Source organism: Rhizobium sp. RU36D, assembly GCF_900176345.1.
GTDB lineage: Bacteria > Pseudomonadota > Alphaproteobacteria > Rhizobiales > Rhizobiaceae > Allorhizobium.
The window spans coordinates 72,429-89,229 of sequence record NZ_FWXU01000026.1 but is presented as its reverse complement, the minus strand read 5'-3'; the positions used below and the strand labels follow the sequence as shown (position 1 = coordinate 89,229).

Below are 16,801 nucleotides of genomic sequence, written 5' to 3'. Positions count from 1 at the left end.
AAACTGAACTGGCCATCCCGTCGAACAGACATCAAATCCCCTCAAATCGCTGCAAACCAACTGAATCACATCAGCCGAATTTTGCAACAGTCCCTTTGGGGGTGATCGTTGAGAGCAGAATAGCTCTCGGGTTTTGAAGCAGGAAGACAGGTCGTTCTTTTTCTATTTATTTTGTAGAAAATATTGCCACCCTGGCCGCCTTGTTTAGTCATTCGACCGTTGCGGCCCGGCGGACCAGCCGAAATGCGGGGCGATTTCGGCCAGGTCGCTCAGCAGGCGGATGTTTTCCGAAAGGCCGAAGGCCGGCGGCAGGAACAGGATGATTTCGGCGGCGGCGGACAAGCCGGGGTCGTTCAGCACCGCCTCCAGGACCTGGTCTGGAGATCCGTGGAAGACCGGCGATATCTGCGAGCCGGGCGGCCGATTTACCGGCGCTGCTGGCGTTATGGCACCCTTGGGGCGAGAGGCGGCAATGCCTTGAGTCCGTCTTTCGTGGTCATAAGCCGCATATTTTTCGCGAAGCTCAGGCGTTGTGCCAACCATAATGGAGGCGGCCACGATGACCGGTGGCGGCTCTGTGTGCCACAGGCTGCGCCATCTGGTGCGATAGGTGTCGATGATGCGTGCCTGATAGGCGCTGAAGCTTTCGCCCTCCTCATGGTCATGCTGCACGGTGCCGGCAATCAGGCCAAGGCCGAGTTCCGCGGCCTGAATGGCGGAGCCGAGGCTGGCCGAGCCCTGCCGGATGCGCGAGCGCAATGTCGGACTGTGCGGCGTGACGCGCAGTTGGACGCCAGCCGCCAAACCCTCGTTTGGCCCCGTCGTGTGCAGCACCTGGCCCGAGATGGCGGCCAGGAACCGCGCCTGCCGGCGCTTTGCCTCCGTCCGCGCATCCGTGTCGACAGCGCCGAACACCGCATCAAATGCTGCGGTCTGGCCTGTTGAGATCGCCAGTTCCAGCCGCTCGCCGATCAGAAGGTCGGTCGTTCCGGCGGCTTCGGCGAGCAGGATCGGATCCTGGTAGCGCATGGGAATGACGGCTGACCCGAGGGTGATGTGCCGGGTATGCTGGCCGGCGGCGGCAAAGAACGGGAGCGGTGACGACAGATAATGATCGAAATGGCGCTGATAGGCCCAGCCGGATTGATAGCCGAGCTGCTCGGCCGCCTTGTAGAGTTCGATGCCCTCGTAGAGACCCTGCGCGGGTCCGTCGTCATCGTTGAAGGAGACCCGGGTGTTGAAGCCAAGCCGCTTCTTCGGGCGAAACTGCGCCGGTACGATGGTTTCTGGGGCGGAGGCATTCATGCGATTTTTTCCTTCTGCAAATGATGATGCTGTTGTTGCGGCTGCAGGACCGGCGGGCGCTCGCGCAGGCCCGATGGGATCGATTCCAGAAGGGTCTTGGTGTAGGTCTCGCGCGGGTTGGCGAAGAGCTCGCGCACCGTTCCCTGTTCCACGAGCTGTCCGTTTTGCATCACCGACACCGTGTGTGCGAGCTGACGGACCAATGCGAGGTCGTGCGAGACGAAGACATAGGTCAGGCCAAGCCTGGATTGCAGTGTCAGCAGCACCTCCACGATCTCCGCCTGCACGGTCACGTCGAGGGCGGATTTCGGTTCATCGAAGACGATGATATCGGGCTTGAGCACCAGCGCCCGGGCGATGGCCACGCGTTGCCGCTGGCCGCCGGACAATGCGCCTGGCTTGCGCGACAGGAGATGTGCACCCAAGCCGACATTGGCGAGCGCTTCGCGCACCTTTTCCTGCCGCTCGGCATTCGTGCCGATCTTGAACCGATCGAGCGGTTCGCGCACCAGATGTTCCACCTTCCAGCTCGGATCGAGCGAGGTGAACGGGTTCTGATACACAAGTTGCAGATGGCGCCACACCGATCGCAGCGCGGTCTTGGAGCGACCGCCCATTTGTTCGCCGGCCATCGCGATATGGCCCGCATCCGGCTGTTCGAGGCCTAGAAGCAGCCGGATCGTGGTGGTCTTGCCAGAGCCCGATTCTCCGACCAGGGCATGCGTCGTCCCGGGCTGCACCGAGAAGGACACGTCATCGACAGCGGTCAACACCCTGCCGCCAGCCGTGAAATGCTTGGTCACGCCTGTGAACGCGATCTTGGGTGGGGCGGCGGCCTCCTTATGAAGAGACCGAAAGCCAGGCTCGCGCAATCCGGCATAGCGATCCGGGTTCAACGCCGGAACATCGGCATGGAGTTTTCGGGCATAGGCGGAGGTCGGTGACGAAAAGACGGATGCGGTGACACTTTTTTCCTGCACCGCGCCGTCCTTCAGTACGACGATCGAATCCGCCCGTTCCCCGGCGATGGCAAGGTCATGGGTGATGAGCAGCAGGCTGATGTCGAGCTCCTGCTGAAGCCGCGACAACAGATCCAGGATTTTCTTCTGGATGGTGACATCGAGCGCCGAGGTCGGCTCGTCCGCGACCAGAAGCCGCGGTCGCGGCAGGACGGCAAGACCGATCAGCACGCGCTGGAGCATGCCGCCCGACAGTTGATGCGGATAGGCGTCGTAGACGCGCTGCGGATTGTCGAGTCCGACCTGCGCAAATGTCTCAAGCACGATTGCCTTGTGGAGACGTCTGTCGCTTTCTGTCAGCAGGGCCGCCGCTTCAAGCGCCTGGACACCGATCGTGCGCACGGGATTGAGCGCGTTGCCGGGATCCTGCGGAACGAAGCCGATGGCGCGTCCCCGCAGTGGACGGAACTGTCGTTCCGCCAGGCCAAGGACCTCCCGGCCATCGAACTCGATATGCCCGGTGGCGCGTCCGCCATCCGGTAGCAGCCGGAGCACGGCGCGCGCAATCGTGGACTTTCCCGAGCCCGATTCCCCGATCAGGGCGAGGCTTTTGCCACGGCCAAGCTCGAAGGAAACATCGCTGACGACCCGCTGCTGTCCGTAGAAGACGGAGAGGTCATCGACCCTCAGCAGGGCGGCATTGGGCTTCGCATTGGCGCGGATGAAGGGGAAGGGTGCGTTCAGTTTGTCATGCGTAGCCATCGGCTGATCCTGTTCACAGAGAGCACGGTCGCGATTGTGACGAAGGCGGGCGCGTAGACCAGCCAGGGCCATTTCAGGTAGTCCTTGCCGATCGAGATCAGCAGTCCCCAGTCCGATGCGGGCGGCGGGTCGCCGTAGCCGAGGAAGGCGAGGCTGGCGATGATCAGGATCGAATCGCCGAACTGCAGCACGGCCAGCGGCAGGACGGAGCGCGAGGCGTTCGGCAGCACATGGCTGAGCAGGATGTGCCAGCGAGACCTTCCGGACAGAAAGGAGGCCTCGACAAAGGTTGCCTGCCGCACCTTGATCACTTCGGAGCGCATGACCCGGGCAAAGATCGCGACGGCCGAGATGCCGGTGGCGATGGCCGCATTGGTCGTGTCGAAGCCGATGGCGGTCACGACGATGACGGCCAGCAGGAATTTCGGGATCGCCAGCAGGACATCGACGAGACGGGCGAATATCGTATCGACCCAGCCGCCGAGAAAACCCGCCAGCAGCCCTATGATGCCGCCGCCGATGACGCCGATCGCAACCGCGATCAGGGCGCTGACGACCGAGGATGCCGTGCCGTAGACGACGCGGGCATAGAGATCGCGTCCGAGGTGATCCGTGCCGAACCAGTGAGCAGTGCTTGGGCCGAGCAGTTTCTGGGCTGGCACACCAACGGTGGGGCTGTAGCCGGTGAAAAGCTGCGGCGCGACGGACCAGCCGAGGACCAAGGCAATGATGCCCATGGAAAGGACGATTGTTGGGCTCAGGCGCAGCGCGGCGAGCTTATCGACCGCCGAACTGCGGGTGGGTGAGTAGAATGTGAAGGTCATGGGGTCACCGCCTGTGGGGCGCCGGGCGCATCGAGTGCCGCGGTGGCCGTCCGGCCTTCGCCGGGAGCGACAAGTTTCACCCGCGGGTCAAGCAGCGGGTAGGTGAGATCGGCGATCAGATTGACGAGCACGAAGATCACCGCTGCCAGCGAGACGACCGCCTGCAGGACCGGCAGGTCCTGGGTGACGACCGAGCGTTGCACAAGGCTGCCGATGCCGGTGCGACCGAAGACAGTCTCCGTGATCAGCGAGCCGCCGAGCAATTCGCCGATGGTGAGCGCGATGACGGTGACGACCGGCAGCGATGCGGGCTTCAAGAGATGGGTTGCGAACAGCCGCGCCTGCCCGAGGCCACGGGCGCGGGCGACCGCGGCATATTCCTGCCCGGATTCATGATCGAGCGCTGCAATCAGCACTTCGGCGATCTGTGCCGAGATCGGAATTCCCAGCGCCACCGCCGCAAACAAGGTGGCCCAGACGCTATCCGGCTCGATGACCCGGAAGAGGCCAAGCTGGAAACCGAAGAGATGGATCAGCACCAGCCCTATAACGAAATTGGGGACGGACAGGAATAGGGACGGGAAGGCGCGCAGCAGGCCCTGCCCATAGCGTTTCGGTAGAAACTGGGTGCCATAGGCGATCACCAGTGCCAGGACCAGCGCAACCGCCAGCCCGGCGGAGGCGAGGATCAAGGTCGAGGGGAGAACCTCGGCGATCAGCGTTGCAACCGGTCGGCTCGACCGCATGGAAAGGCCGAGATCGCCGACCAGAAAGCTCGACAGCGATGTCCAGAGCTGGACCAGGATCGGCCGGTCCAGGCCTTGGGCGGCGATGATCTGGGCGATCTCCTCCTCCGTGAACCCGTTCTGGGGATCACGGAGGACGTTGGTGATGGGGTCTCCGGGTAGGATGCTGACGACCACGAAGGTGAAGACATAAGCCAGCAAGATGACGATGGCGGCCTGGATGAGCCGCTTCACTGCGAAGTTCAGATAGGCCTTGGTCACGGCGGTCGCCTCTTCCCCTTCATGGTCAGCATGGGTCACTCGCTTTTCGTGGCCGTGTAGTAGCTGGCATAGGCGACGCCGTTGTAGGTCTCGCCCTTGACCTTCGGAGACTGCACATAGATGCGCTGGACGATCTGGGTGCGCGGGATGAAATAGCCCTGTTCCAGGACGTATTTCTGCAGCTCATCGAGCAGGGGATTGCGGATTTCACCGGAACCGGCGCCGGCGATCTTGTCGCGCAACTCGTTGAGCTTGCTGTCCCGCTCGTCCAGCGCAAACCAGTTTTCGCCGTTATTGGCGTTGGTCAGGATGCTTGCGACGGTACCGGCATCGATGAAGCTGCGGGTCACCTCATAGGCCGGGACGGCCGGGCCGCCATACTTCACCTTCTCGCCGAAGGTCACGACATCATAGGCGCGGATCTCGACCTGCCAGCCGAGCTTGCCCAATTGCTGGGCGATAAGCTCGTCCACCGACCGCGATGTGGCGAGATAGGGGTTGGAATGCAGCGTCAGCGATAGCGGCTTGCCATCCTTGGTGCGAATGCCATCCGCCCCCTTCACCCAGCCCGCTTCATCAAGAAGTTTTTCGGCCTTGGCGGGATCATAGGCGAGCAGGGCGCTTTGATCGGTTGCGCCGGGCACGTTGCTTTGAATGAAGGAGGTCGCCGGCTTCCAGTCGGGCGTGTAGACCGTGTTGATGATTTCCTGTCTGTTGATGCCGGCCTGGAGCGCCTGGCGCACCTTCACGTCGTCGTAGGGCGCGAGCTTGGTGTTTACGGCCCAGCCGTTGACGAAACCGAGATAACGGGGCGTGGCGATCGTGAAGCCCTCGGATTTCAGCGATTCCAGTTCCTGCGGGGATGCGTTGTAGGCGACGTCAGCCTGGCCCGATTGAACCGAGGCAACCCGCAGCGACGGCTCCGATACCAGCTTATAGGTGATGCTATCGATGAAGGCCGGGCCGGTATGGCCAACGGCCGGCGGCCCCCAGTTGTAGTCCTTGCGCTTCACGAGCTTGACGTAGTCGCCCTCTTTCCAGGACTCGACCACATAGGGGCCGCTACCCGCCGTCTTGCTCAGGTTCGCCTGTTCCGATGCCGGCGACGCGAGAGTCTTCGGCGAGATCAGGATCGAGCCGTGATAGCCGAGGGTCGGGATGAAGCCGAGGGTCGGCTTCTTGAAAAACACCTTCACCGTGGCTGGATCGACGGCTTCGGCCCGGTCATAGGTCTTGGGAAAGAGGCCGACGGGATTGATGCCGTCGCTCTTTCGGCCGGCATACCAGATGTCGAGATTGGCAACGACGGCGGCCGCGTCAACCGGTGTGCCGTCGGAGAAGGTCACGCCGCTCTTCAAATGAAGCGTGAACTCGGTGGCATTGTCGTTCTGCTCCCAGCGCTCGGCGATCCAGGGGCTGACCTTGCCATCGGCATCCACATACAGAAGTTTATCGGCCACATGGCCCCAGATATGACCCTGGAAGCTCGAGATCGAACTGTTGTTGGGGATCCAGGTCGGACCAAGCGAGTCGATCAGGAATATGATGTCGCCGCCATTGCGCGGGCTGTCTGCGCTGAAGGCAGGGCTGACGCCTGTGGTCGCCAGCAGGCCGGCCAGGGTCAGCACGGAGGCGGCGGTCAGCAGGCGGCGCCTCGACAAGGCGGATCTCAAGAAGCTGTTGGTCATTTTCGGTCCCTATCTGTTGCCGGGCAAATCACGGTTTTGCGGGGCAGATCACGACTTCAAGGGTAGCAGAGGGACCGAAACGAGAAAGACTGGTTGTTCTTTTTCTATTATTTTTATGGATTATTTTGTTCGTTTTTCTGCGGGTCAGGGATCAAGTTTGCCAAGGGCTGCAAATGTCCCTCGGTTGCATGGGGTAAATCCGCGGAGCTAATTTCGGCTTTGCCGGTTCGGCAACAGGACCTTGGCGTCCTGCCCCCGGCCATCGTCCATCCCGGTGCGGGCCGGGATGGACGCCATGTCCTGTGGGTTCGACCCGTCGGGCCTGCGCAACCCCGGGGCTTATGGGTCAGGCGACCAGCGCCTCGCCCTTCAGATGACGCTCAAGAAAGGGCAGGCTGTCCTGGCCCCAATACAACTCGCCTTCATATCGGAACGTCGGAAGCCCGAAGACCCCGGCCGATTTTGCTATGTCGTAATTGCTGTTCCAGACGGAACGGATGCTCTCGCTCTGCGCGATCCGTTCCAGCGCCTGGCCGTCCAAACCTGCGACATCCGCGATCGCCTGGCGGATTTCGACAGCCCCGATATCCTCGCCTCGGCCCCAGAAGGCATCCTGAAGCAGGCTCGTCAGCTTGACCCAGTCTGCGCCCTCTTCAATCGCGGCAATGATCATGAAACCGGCGGGCGAGGGGTCTGACAGGGCTGCGCGGTTCTCAAACGACAGCGGCTTGCCGCGCAACGCCGCGCAGCGCTTCAGGTCTTTCAGCCAATAATCGCGGCGCGCCTGCGGCCTGTTGCGGGAATAGATCCCGCCATTGTCCTCGATCACCGGGATGACATAGGGTCGGATGACGGCCTGGTGCTGCGACGCGAGCGCCACAAACGGTTCAAGCCCGATATAGGCCCAGGGCGAGCCAACACCGAAGAAGTAGTCGATCGTCTTGCTCATGACTTGCTCGCCTGGTTGGCCGCTTCAACGGATGCATCGAAGACCGTTAGCGCGCAATCACGCGCGATGATGATGGCTTGCGGATCGCGCCCCACGGCCACGGTTGCGAGTGCGCCTTCGTAGAGAAGGGCCAGATGGGCGTCCAATTGGCCCTTCGCAATGCCTGCTCTGGTGACGATGGCGCGGAAGATCTCGCTCACCACCTTCTTGTGGGTGCGCGCCACGGTCACGACCCGTTCGGAATCACCGTGTTCGGCCACCGCCAGGGCGAAAGCGCAGCCGCGAAATTCCGGACTGTCGGCCTTTTCGTGGAGGCGTTCGAAGATCAGCCTGATCTGGTCTCTCGGGCTTTCGGCGGTATCCAGGACCTCATGCAGCGAACGGATCACGCGTTCATGCCGGTCCTGGAGATAGGACGCCACGAGGTGATCCTTCGACGGGAAGTGACGATACAAGGTCGCCTTGGCAATCTTCGCTTCATCGATAATGCGATCGATCCCCACGGCCCGTATGCCCTCGCGGTAAAACAGCCCGCTGGCGGCGGACAGGATGTGGTCTGAAATGGTTTCTTTCATGGGATTGCTTCGTTTGAACGCCCTGTTTCACGGTCGGCAAGGATTGCCTCCTCCCGAGGAGCAACGTCTAGCCGATGACCTATCGATTAGAAAGACAGGTCATTCCCGCCAATGGAGTTTTTTGGCACATGATGCGGAAAATGGCCCGACCGAGACAGGCCCTGAAAGAACGCGGCAATCCGCTGATCATCTGGCCGATCCATCATCGGGCGTGACGTCTGGCAAACGGGATCTCGGGCGGACGCGGTTGATGGTTTCCGATCCCGGCCAAGGGCCTCCGTTGTCTCGTTGTCTGTTTGGGGCACGCTGTAGTCGGCGTCACGCCCATGCGCGGAGCTTTATTTTCCGTGCCTCGGCAAATTTGGAATTCCATACCGCTTATTATTCTATGTAAAATGTAGATTTAATAATCATCATTGGAGGGATACCATGAAAAACTTGTTGCGCGCTGCTCTCGGGGCAGCTCTGGCCCTGGCATTTTCCGGCAGCACCCAGGCAGCGGACCTCACCGAAATCCGGATCGATTGGGCGACATACAATCCCGTCAGCCTGATCCTGAAGAACGACGGCATCCTGGAGAAGGAGCTCGAGAAGGACGGTGTCAAGGTCACCTGGGTTCAGTCGGCAGGCTCCAACAAGGCGCTTGAATTCCTGAATGCGGGATCGCTCGATTTCGGCTCGACGGCTGGGGCCGCCGCCTTGATCGGCCGTATCAACGGCAATCCGATCAAGTCGATCTATGTCTATTCCCGTCCTGAATGGACGGCGCTGGTGACCCGCAAGGATACCGGCATCAGCAAGGTCGAGGACCTCAAGGGCAAGTCGATCGCCGTGACGCGCGGAACCGACCCGCATATCTTCCTCGTGCGCGCGCTGGCCGATGCCGGGCTGGCCGAGAAGGACGTGAAGCTGGTTCTGCTGCAGCATGCGGATGGCAAGCTGGCGCTGCAGCGCGGTGATGTGGACGCCTGGGCGGGCCTCGACCCGCTGATGGCGTCGGCTGAGTTGGAGAATGGCGACGTCCTGTTCCACCGCAATCCCGCAAACAATAGCTGGGGCATTCTCAACGTCCGCGAGGAGTTCGCCAGGGAGCACCCCGAGGCCGTCAAGACGGTGATCGCTGCCTATGAAAAGGCGCGTGCCAAGGCCCAGGCCGAGCCGGCCACGCTCAAGGCGACGCTGGTCGCTGCGACCAAGCTGCCGGACACCGTGATTGCCCGCCAGCTGGAGCGCACCGAACTCACGCATTCACGCATCGGCGATGCGCAGCGCGAAACGATCGAAGCGGCGGGCCTGGCATTGCAGGCTGCCGGCGTCGTCAAGGCTGATGTCGATGTGAAGGGTGTCGTGAGCCAATTGATCGATCCGAGCTTCAGCGCCTCGATCGGCCAGTAAGCCCAGGAGGAGATTGCCGCCATGGCCGTGATGGATCAGACGCTGTCAAAGCCAACGACGCTGAACGAAGCGGGGGGCCGGGGTCTCCGGTCCTCCCTCGTGTCGCATCCCGCCGTCGGGATCGTCGTGCCCATAGCTCTCTTGTTGCTGTGGGAGGGTCTCGTCCAGACCGGCATCGTCGGGGGGCGGCTCACGCCCCCGCCGTCTCGTGTCGCAGCAACGGTCTATGACCTCGCCGTCAACGGCAATCTCTCCACGCATATTGGTATCACGCTGTGGCGGGTGCTGGTGGGCTTCGTGCTGGGCTCGATCATCGGCACTTTGCTGGGCCCCCTGACGGGCTATTCCCAGTCGTTTTCCCGGTTCATCGATCCCGGTCTTCAGGCCCTGCGTGCCATCCCGTCCATTGCCTGGGTTCCGCTGTTCATCCTGTGGTTTGGAATTTTCGAGACGTCGAAGATCGCCCTGATCGCCGTCGGCGTCTTCTTCCCGGTGTATCTCGGCGTTTCCGGCGCCGTGGCGGCCGTCGACCGCCGGATCGTGGAAGTCGGGCGGGTGTTTCGACTGTCCGGCCCAGCCCTGGTCTGGAGGATTTTGCTGCCGTCGGTGCTGCCGGGATATGTGCTGGCCTTGCGGTCGGGTCTCGGCCTCGGCTGGATGTTCGTCGTGGCCGCCGAATTCATGGGCGCCTCGGAGGGCCTGGGCTATCTGCTCGTGGATGGCCAACAACTCGGCAAGCCGGATCAGATCATGGCGGCGATCCTGATCTTCGCGGTGGTCGGGAAAGCGACCGATACCGTTTTGATCCTCATCTCGGCGCCGTTCCTGCGCTGGCAGGACAATCATGGCAGGAGCCGTTAAGATGCTCGAAATCCAGTCGCTCAGCAAAGTCTATCCGAACGGCACCCATGCGCTCGACAGTTTCACGCTGACGGTTGGTCAGGGGGAGACCGTGGCGATCATCGGCGGCTCCGGTTGCGGAAAGAGCACGCTGCTCCGGTTGCTGGCCGGGCTTGAGTTGCCATCCCGAGGCCAGATCCGGCTTGATGGGGTGGTGCTGAACGAGCCCAACGCTCTCGTCAACATCGTTTTCCAGGAGCCCAGGCTCTTTCCGTGGCTGACCGTTGCCGACAATATCGGCTTCGGGCTCAAGCATTTGTCCGCGGCAGAGCGCGCGGCGGAGATTGCGACAACGCTCAGAAAGGTTGGGCTTTCCGATTATGGCGGGCGTTGGATCAAGGAATTGTCGGGCGGGCAGGCCCAGCGGGTTGCCCTGGCGCGCGCCTTGGTAACCAAGCCAGCCTTGCTGCTGCTGGACGAGCCATTTTCGGCGCTGGATGCTCTGACCCGGGCCGATCTCCAGGATCACCTTGTCGATCTCAGGGCGGATCATGGCACGACCATGGTGCTGGTGACCCACGACATCGAAGAAGCGGCTGTCCTAGCCGATCGGGTTGTTGTCATGCGGCCCTGGCCGGGACGGATACTCGACGAGGTCCGCATTGATGTGCCTCGCAAGCGGGATCGTCGGTCCCATGCACTTGAAGAGGTGAAGCGAGAACTGGGCCATCTGCTGGAGCAATCGCTCCAGGATGTGAAGTCGCGCGCGACATCTGCTTAACAGGTCATCGCGCCCGCCTGTTCTACCTGTCGGTTCAGTTTTACCCCCCACGACCCGATTCAAGAACAAAGTTTTCGCCGCGATCGGCGAGAATAAAATACTAATTTGATGTAATATATTGATTTTGATCGGTTTGCGGTTGAAACTGCAGTCCGTCGAGACCGCGAAACGCTGGAGCCCTTTATGCCGTCCATTAGACCTTTGCCGGTCATTGCCATCGTCGGAGGCGGCTTCAGTGGTGCAGCCATGGCATTGCATCTGGCAAAGTCCTCCGGAACGGTTCGACATGCTCGCATCGTGGTTTTCGAGCCGCGGGAAAGGCTTGGCGCCGGTCTTGCCTATAGCACGACCGAGGCGACCCATCGCATCAACGTGCCTGCCAACAAGATGAGCCTCTACCCTGATGATCCCGAGAGCTTCGCACGCTATCTCGATCGGACGAATGCGCTCGCCGAGGATGCCGATGCCTATGATGGCAAGGGGAGCGCCTATCCGCAACGAGCCGTGTTCGGCGCATATGTTGCCGCCGAACTCGCGCCTTATCTTTCGTCCGGTGCGGTCGAGCATCGGCGCGTGGCCATTGCCGCCGTTGAGCGCTCCGGCTCCCGCTGGAGCCTTCAGGATGCATCCGGCGCAACATACATAGCCGATGCGGTGGCGCTGGCGGTCAGCCATCCCATGCCGGCTCTGCCGTCTTCACTGGCGCCCATCCGCCTTCATCCGAAAGTTGTTGGCGATGCCACCAAGCCAGGAGCGCTTGATGTCATCGGGACCGGGGACAGGGTGCTCGTGGTTGGCAATGGCCTGACTGCCGCCGACGTGATCTGTGGTCTGCAGGAGCGCGGCCATGAGGGGCCGATCCTTTCAATCTCGCGGCGCGGCATGCGGTCGCAAGGACATGCTCCAACGGTGCAGGAGCCTTTCGGTGATTTCTCGTCCAAGCCCAGCCACCGCGCTTCGCATTTGCTGCGCAGGGTCCGGCTCGCACTCAAGGCAGCCGAGGCAGAGGGGCTCACTTGGCATGCCGTCATCGATGCCGTGCGCAGCCAGGGACAGGTGATCTGGCATTCCCTGCCGCTTGCGGAGCGGCGTCGGCTGGTCCGGTCGGTGCGGCCATACTGGGATGTACACCGCTTCCGTATCGCTCCGCAGGTGAAGGCGGTGCTGGACGAAGCGATCGCGACCGGACGGTTGCAGATCCGGGCAGCCTACATCGATGCGGTCGCCGAGCGGGGCTCTGCGATATCAGTCACGCTCCGGGACCGGCGGCGACAGACCCTGACGCCCATGGACTTCGATGCGGTGGTCGTCACCACCGGTCCCGCCCATGGCGGTGTGCTTTCGTCACAGCCCTTCCTCGCCCGGATGCAGGCGGCCGGGCTGCTGAGCGCCTGCCCGACAGGCCTCGGTATCGCTTGTGATCTCAGGGCAACGGCGCTTGGCGCAGACGGTCGGCCGAGTGAGGGCCTTTTCATCGTCGGTCCGCTGGCGCGCGGCACGTTTGGCGAGTTGATGGGCCTGCCGCAGGTGACGGAACATGCCGTCTTTGTTGCAGCCCAGGTGCAGCAATTCCTGGCGGACAACCAGGAATTGCCGGCCTTCGACAGAGCGAGCTGACCTCTTGACCGCTACAACAATCTGAAATTGGAGACCACCATGAGCAGCAGTGAACGTCCGCTTGATTTCCTCTGGTTCATTCCGTCGTCGGGGGATGGGTCGTATCTCGGATCGGACGATCTCGCCCGCCCGTCCGACCCCGGCTATTTCCGGGAGATTGCCCAGGCCGTCGATCGGCTGGGCTATTCCGGCGTGCTGATCCCGACGGGCGTCGCCTGCGAGGAATCCTTCATCCTCGCCGCCAATCTCGCCGCCTTTACCGAGAAGCTGAAATTCCTCGTGGCAATCCGTCCCGGCACGGCCTCGCCCGCCTATTATGCTCGCCTGGCCTCCACGCTGGACCGCGTATCGCAGGGCCGGTTGTTGCTCAATATCGTCGTCGGCGGCAGCGCACAGGAACTGGCCGGAGACGGGATATTCCTGCCCCATGACGAACGCTACGATCACGCCGACGAATTCTTCCAGGTTTTCAACAAGCTGATCGAGACCGGCAAGGCACATCTGGATGGAAAATACATCCAGGCGCACAACGCGCAACTCGGTCTTCCGCCCGTTCAGACACCGCGGCCGCCGATTTATTTCGGTGGCTCCTCCGATGCCGCCATCGATTTTTCGGGTGGCATCATCGATAAGTACCTGACCTGGGGCGAACCGCCGGAACAGGTGGGCGAGAAGATCGAGAAGGTCCGCAAGGCCGCTGCCCGCCACGGCCGGGATGTGACCTTCGGCATTCGCCTGCATTTCATCGTTCGCGAAACGGATGACGAGGCCTGGGAGGCAGCCGACCGCCTGATCTCCAAGCTGTCCGACGAGACCATAGCCGCGGCACAGGCCGGTTTTGCCAAGAATTCCGATTCCGTCGGCCAGGCGCGCATGCTTGCCTTGCACAACGGACGTCGCGACAAGCTGGAGGTCTCGCCCAATCTTTGGGCCGGCATCGGGCTAGTGCGCTCCGGTGCCGGCACGGCACTGGTCGGATCTCCGAAGACGATTGCCGCGCGCCTGAAGGAATATCAGGATCTCGGCATCGATACGGTCATCGCCTCGGGCTATCCGCATCTGGAAGAGGCCTATCGTGTTTCGGAATTGCTGTTCCCGGAAATCGGTCTTGGCGGACCTAGGAACCAGATCCGCTCTTCCTTCGGCGAGCGGCAGGTCTTTGGCGGCGGCGGCCACGGCGGCAATCTCAAGGTCGTTTCCGGTTCTTGATGTCCAGAAAGCGTGATGATACGGGCGCGTTCATTCCGCGCCCGTAATCTGTATGATGGCCATAACAGCAGGCAGCAAAGAGGCATTGAACCATGACCAGTGACACCAAGCCGGAAGCAACGGGGCAGCTCGGGATCCTTGCCCAGCGCAAGATCGAGGCGGCGATCATCGCGCCGATCTATGAGAGCATGGTGGCTGAAATTGGCGAGGAGCGGGCCCAGTCCATCATCGATGTCGCCATCCGCAAAGCGGCCTTTTCCGCCGCGGAGAATTTTGCGGCTTCTACGGAAGGCGAAACCAGCCTGCGCTCGTTTCAGGCGCTACAGCATTTGTGGACCAAGGACGATGCTCTGGAAATCGATGTGGTCGTCGCCACCGACACCAGGTTCGACTACAATGTCACGCGCTGTCGTTATGCCGAGACCTACCATGCCATGGGCCTGGGCAAGATAGGCCACCTGCTGTCCTGCAACAGGGACAGCGTGTTCTGCCAGGGATATGATCCCCGCATCAAGCTGGAGCGCACGCAGACGATCATGCAGGGCGCTTCCCACTGTGATTTTCGCTATACCTTCGATCCCAGGGCCTAGACCAATTCCGGCTCACGGATATCGGCAGCCGGGTTGTCAAGGCTGACCTTGCGGGCAAATTGTTCAAGGGTCATATGGTCGAGGACGGATGCGATGGCGTCCCTGACATCGCTCATGGAGCGGCGAACATGGCAGCCTTCGGGATCGCTGCAGTCGTCGCATGTCTCGAACGCGGTGCGACTGGCGCAACGAATGGGCGCGAGCGGGCCATCGAGTGTCCGGATCACTTCACCGATATTGATGTCTTCGGCACGGCGCGACAGGCAGTAGCCGCCACCAGGACCCTTCTTCGACCTGAGAATGCCGACATTGCGAAGTTCCAGGAGAATGGTGTCCAGGAATTTCTTCGGGATATTGTTGCGGGTCGCGATGTCGCCGACGAAGGCAGTTTCTCCAGGAGGCAGGCGAGACAGATCGACAAGTGCCTTAAGCCCATACTTTCCTTTTTTCGTCAGCATCGAGGGAGAAACTTTCGACAGATGTGAAGGCTTGACGTGATGCGACATTGGCGGGCAGGGGGCCCTCGCCAGGCGCAGTCAACACCTTGTCGCTAATCGACAATTGCGTCATTCTCAAGACAAATTCTATTATATTTATAAAATTAATGAATGGCTTGTTGCGGTAGTTTTGTTGCGCCAGCGAAATCGCGCGAAAACTTGTCGCCTCCGCCCTGCGCAACAGATTGCCGGTCGCTAGTCGTATTTTCTACAAAATATATAGACAAAAAAATTCTGTGTCTCCAGCGGGGCTAGTGAACTGCTAATTTCCGATACTGAATAGATCGTCTCTCGGAGAGTTTGTATGAGCATTTCCAACATTGCGTTCGGCCAGGTCGTTTCCGAAAAGACAGCGCCCGCAACCGAATATCCTGCAGATGCCGAGGGTTTGAAGCTGGCGCTCCGCAATCTCGCGGGCGGCGTCAGCATTATCACCGCCGGTGAGGGCGAGCACCGGACCGGCGCGACTGTCACGTCGGCAACGGCGCTCTCCGTCGAGCCCGCCCGCATGCTGGTGTCCTTGAACCGCACGTCATCCACCTGGCCGGTCGTCGAACGCTTTGGCCATTTCTGCGTCAACATCGTCGGCCCCGTTCATGAGGGCCTGGCAAACCAGTTCGCAGGACGCGGTGGATTGCGAGGCGTCGAGCGCTACCGCGGCTACAACTGGTCGACGCTGTCAAGCGGTGCGCCGGTTCTCGACGATGCTGCGGCCGCCATCGATTGTGATGTCGAGGAAGCGATAGAGCGCCACAGCCATGTGATCGTTATCGGTCGTGTCCTGGCGATCCGCGTGAACGGCGGAGGTTCGCTGGTCTATGGCAATGGGCGCTACACCGCTTTGACCGGCAATTTCTAAGTCCCTGTTTTCATTGGCGTGCCACGGAGTAGCAAGCATGACGCAGAGGTCACTGATCGATGATGCGACAACGCTTGTCTTGCCAGGTCTCAACGGCTCCGGCCGGGGGCATTGGCAGAGACATTGGGTGCATGACCATCCTGCTGCCCTTCTGGTGGAGCAGGACAACTGGACCTGTCCGGACCTGCAGCATTGGCGGCAGCGCCTTGAGGATGTCATTGCTTCCAGGGGCGATGTGTGGATCGTCGCCCACAGTCTCGGCTGTCTGTTGACGGCCAATCTGGCGCGCAGCCCCTTGGCTGGACAGGTTAAGGGCGCCTTGCTCGTGGCGCCCTGCGACCTTGAGACGACCGAGGCTCTTCACCCCTGCGTGCTCAATTTCGGCGAGATGTCGCTCGATCCGCTGCCTTTTCCAAGCCTCGTCGTCGCCAGCCTTGATGACCCCTACATGACCTTCCGCCGCGTTCAGCACGTGGCCAGATGCTGGGGCAGTCACCTGGTCGACATCGGCCCATCGGGCCACATCAATATCAAGAGCGGTCATGGGCGCTGGCCGGCGGCCTACGACCTGATGGGCCTCGTTCGCTCGTCGGTCTTGACGGGCCGGGGCGATCAACATCGGCATGCCCGGGCTTTGGGCGCAGCTTATGCGGTGCCAGGCCGGCATTAGCAAAGGCTGCAGGATCGCTCTGGCTTCCTTTTTCGAGTGATGCAGGAACGGGAGACAATCCTGCTCACAAGATCCGGAATTATAGAATACCAATTTTATGGAATATATTGACTTGAAACCATCTAGCGGCGAAATTGTTAACGTCGAAACTTTGATCGTCAATACGGGAGACATGCATGATGCCCATGGGGATAGCGAGTTTTTCCTTCGATCTGTTCGGTCTTTCCCGCCGTGAGCCGGTGGATGGACATAAGACCGTTGAGGCCGGCCACAG

At 61.3% G+C, this 16,801-nt stretch carries 16 protein-coding genes; 8 read left to right on the top strand and 8 right to left on the bottom strand.

Annotation, left to right across the window (positions count from 1 at the left end):
• Window positions 1-204: 204 nt before the first annotated feature.
• The 7 genes from B9A97_RS24185 to B9A97_RS24155 form a co-directional block, all read right to left on the bottom strand.
• On the bottom strand, window positions 205-1,305 hold the full coding sequence (locus tag B9A97_RS24185) for an LLM class flavin-dependent oxidoreductase (RefSeq protein WP_084368385.1): 1,101 nt from the start codon (window positions 1,303-1,305) through the stop codon (window positions 205-207).
• The gene (locus B9A97_RS24180) at window positions 1,302-3,026 is read right to left on the bottom strand and encodes a dipeptide ABC transporter ATP-binding protein (RefSeq protein WP_084368384.1); all 1,725 of its coding nucleotides are present in this window, start codon (window positions 3,024-3,026) and stop codon (window positions 1,302-1,304) included. The genes B9A97_RS24185 and B9A97_RS24180 overlap by 4 nt, the downstream gene beginning before the upstream one ends.
• Window positions 3,005-3,850 (bottom strand): ABC transporter permease, encoded by an 846-nt coding sequence (locus tag B9A97_RS24175; RefSeq protein WP_084368383.1) that lies wholly within the window; start codon window positions 3,848-3,850, stop codon window positions 3,005-3,007. Before B9A97_RS24175 ends, B9A97_RS24180 begins: the two co-directional genes overlap by 22 nt.
• Window positions 3,847-4,857 carry an ABC transporter permease gene (locus B9A97_RS24170; protein ID WP_084368392.1) on the bottom strand — a complete coding sequence of 337 codons (1,011 nt, stop codon included), beginning with the start codon at window positions 4,855-4,857 and terminating at the stop codon, window positions 3,847-3,849. The genes B9A97_RS24175 and B9A97_RS24170 overlap by 4 nt, the downstream gene beginning before the upstream one ends.
• 35 nt (window positions 4,858-4,892) lie before the next feature.
• Window positions 4,893-6,545: an ABC transporter substrate-binding protein gene (locus B9A97_RS24165; protein WP_084368382.1), complete on the bottom strand. Its 1,653-nt coding sequence runs from the start codon at window positions 6,543-6,545 to the stop codon at window positions 4,893-4,895.
• Window positions 6,546-6,891: 346 nt separating this feature from the next.
• Complete coding sequence (locus tag B9A97_RS24160; protein ID WP_084368381.1) at window positions 6,892-7,494, bottom strand: 2-hydroxychromene-2-carboxylate isomerase; 603 nt, start codon at window positions 7,492-7,494, stop codon at window positions 6,892-6,894.
• Complete coding sequence (locus B9A97_RS24155; protein WP_084368380.1) at window positions 7,491-8,069, bottom strand: TetR/AcrR family transcriptional regulator; 579 nt, start codon at window positions 8,067-8,069, stop codon at window positions 7,491-7,493. The genes B9A97_RS24160 and B9A97_RS24155 overlap by 4 nt, the downstream gene beginning before the upstream one ends.
• A 429-nt stretch (window positions 8,070-8,498) precedes the next feature.
• On the opposite strand from B9A97_RS24155, the gene B9A97_RS24150 reads away from it, so the two are divergent.
• The 6 genes from B9A97_RS24150 to B9A97_RS24125 all read left to right on the top strand — a co-directional run bounded on the left by B9A97_RS24150 (window position 8,499) and on the right by B9A97_RS24125 (window position 14,501).
• Complete coding sequence (locus B9A97_RS24150) at window positions 8,499-9,464, top strand: aliphatic sulfonate ABC transporter substrate-binding protein (protein WP_084368379.1); 966 nt, start codon at window positions 8,499-8,501, stop codon at window positions 9,462-9,464.
• Between the two features lie 30 nt (window positions 9,465-9,494).
• On the top strand, window positions 9,495-10,325 hold the full coding sequence (locus tag B9A97_RS24145; protein WP_179145387.1) for an ABC transporter permease: 831 nt from the start codon (window positions 9,495-9,497) through the stop codon (window positions 10,323-10,325).
• Window position 10,326: 1 nt separating this feature from the next.
• Entirely contained in the window at window positions 10,327-11,085 is a 759-nt protein-coding gene (locus tag B9A97_RS24140) for an ABC transporter ATP-binding protein (protein WP_084368377.1), read from the top strand.
• Between the two features lie 183 nt (window positions 11,086-11,268).
• On the top strand, window positions 11,269-12,702 hold the full coding sequence (locus tag B9A97_RS24135; protein WP_084368376.1) for an FAD/NAD(P)-binding protein: 1,434 nt from the start codon (window positions 11,269-11,271) through the stop codon (window positions 12,700-12,702).
• 39 nt (window positions 12,703-12,741) lie between these two features.
• The gene (gene ssuD / locus B9A97_RS24130; protein WP_084368375.1) at window positions 12,742-13,911 is read left to right on the top strand and encodes an FMNH2-dependent alkanesulfonate monooxygenase; all 1,170 of its coding nucleotides are present in this window, start codon (window positions 12,742-12,744) and stop codon (window positions 13,909-13,911) included.
• A gap of 92 nt (window positions 13,912-14,003) precedes the next feature.
• A complete protein-coding gene (locus tag B9A97_RS24125) occupies window positions 14,004-14,501 on the top strand; it encodes an L-2-amino-thiazoline-4-carboxylic acid hydrolase (protein WP_084368374.1) in 498 nt (165 codons plus the stop codon).
• On the opposite strand, the gene B9A97_RS24120 is transcribed toward B9A97_RS24125, so the two are convergent.
• Window positions 14,498-14,959: an RrF2 family transcriptional regulator gene (locus B9A97_RS24120; RefSeq protein ID WP_084368373.1), complete on the bottom strand. Its 462-nt coding sequence runs from the start codon at window positions 14,957-14,959 to the stop codon at window positions 14,498-14,500. The genes B9A97_RS24125 and B9A97_RS24120 overlap by 4 nt on opposite strands.
• A gap of 343 nt (window positions 14,960-15,302) precedes the next feature.
• Between B9A97_RS24120 and B9A97_RS24115 the strand changes: the two genes are divergently transcribed.
• On the top strand, window positions 15,303-15,857 hold the full coding sequence (locus B9A97_RS24115; RefSeq protein WP_084368372.1) for a flavin reductase family protein: 555 nt from the start codon (window positions 15,303-15,305) through the stop codon (window positions 15,855-15,857).
• A 37-nt stretch (window positions 15,858-15,894) separates the two neighbouring features.
• Window positions 15,895-16,527, top strand: coding sequence for an RBBP9/YdeN family alpha/beta hydrolase (locus B9A97_RS24110; RefSeq protein WP_143530688.1), 633 nt, complete (start codon window positions 15,895-15,897; stop codon window positions 16,525-16,527).
• Window positions 16,528-16,801: the final 274 nt, after the last annotated feature.

Coding starts and splice junctions, on each gene's coding strand:
- B9A97_RS24125 (WP_084368374.1), top strand. CDS start 14,004: ATGACCAGTGACACCAAGCCGGAAGCAACGGGGCAGCTCGGGATCCTT.
- B9A97_RS24165 (WP_084368382.1), bottom strand. CDS start 6,545: ATGACCAACAGCTTCTTGAGATCCGCCTTGTCGAGGCGCCGCCTGCTG.
- ssuD (WP_084368375.1), top strand. CDS start 12,742: ATGAGCAGCAGTGAACGTCCGCTTGATTTCCTCTGGTTCATTCCGTCG.
- B9A97_RS24155 (WP_084368380.1), bottom strand. CDS start 8,069: ATGAAAGAAACCATTTCAGACCACATCCTGTCCGCCGCCAGCGGGCTG.
- B9A97_RS24150 (WP_084368379.1), top strand. CDS start 8,499: ATGAAAAACTTGTTGCGCGCTGCTCTCGGGGCAGCTCTGGCCCTGGCA.
- B9A97_RS24180 (WP_084368384.1), bottom strand. CDS start 3,026: ATGGCTACGCATGACAAACTGAACGCACCCTTCCCCTTCATCCGCGCC.
- B9A97_RS24110 (WP_143530688.1), top strand. CDS start 15,895: ATGACGCAGAGGTCACTGATCGATGATGCGACAACGCTTGTCTTGCCA.
- B9A97_RS24115 (WP_084368372.1), top strand. CDS start 15,303: ATGAGCATTTCCAACATTGCGTTCGGCCAGGTCGTTTCCGAAAAGACA.
- B9A97_RS24145 (WP_179145387.1), top strand. CDS start 9,495: ATGGATCAGACGCTGTCAAAGCCAACGACGCTGAACGAAGCGGGGGGC.
- B9A97_RS24175 (WP_084368383.1), bottom strand. CDS start 3,850: ATGACCTTCACATTCTACTCACCCACCCGCAGTTCGGCGGTCGATAAG.
- B9A97_RS24140 (WP_084368377.1), top strand. CDS start 10,327: ATGCTCGAAATCCAGTCGCTCAGCAAAGTCTATCCGAACGGCACCCAT.
- B9A97_RS24135 (WP_084368376.1), top strand. CDS start 11,269: ATGCCGTCCATTAGACCTTTGCCGGTCATTGCCATCGTCGGAGGCGGC.
- B9A97_RS24160 (WP_084368381.1), bottom strand. CDS start 7,494: ATGAGCAAGACGATCGACTACTTCTTCGGTGTTGGCTCGCCCTGGGCC.
- B9A97_RS24185 (WP_084368385.1), bottom strand. CDS start 1,305: ATGAATGCCTCCGCCCCAGAAACCATCGTACCGGCGCAGTTTCGCCCG.
- B9A97_RS24120 (WP_084368373.1), bottom strand. CDS start 14,959: ATGCTGACGAAAAAAGGAAAGTATGGGCTTAAGGCACTTGTCGATCTG.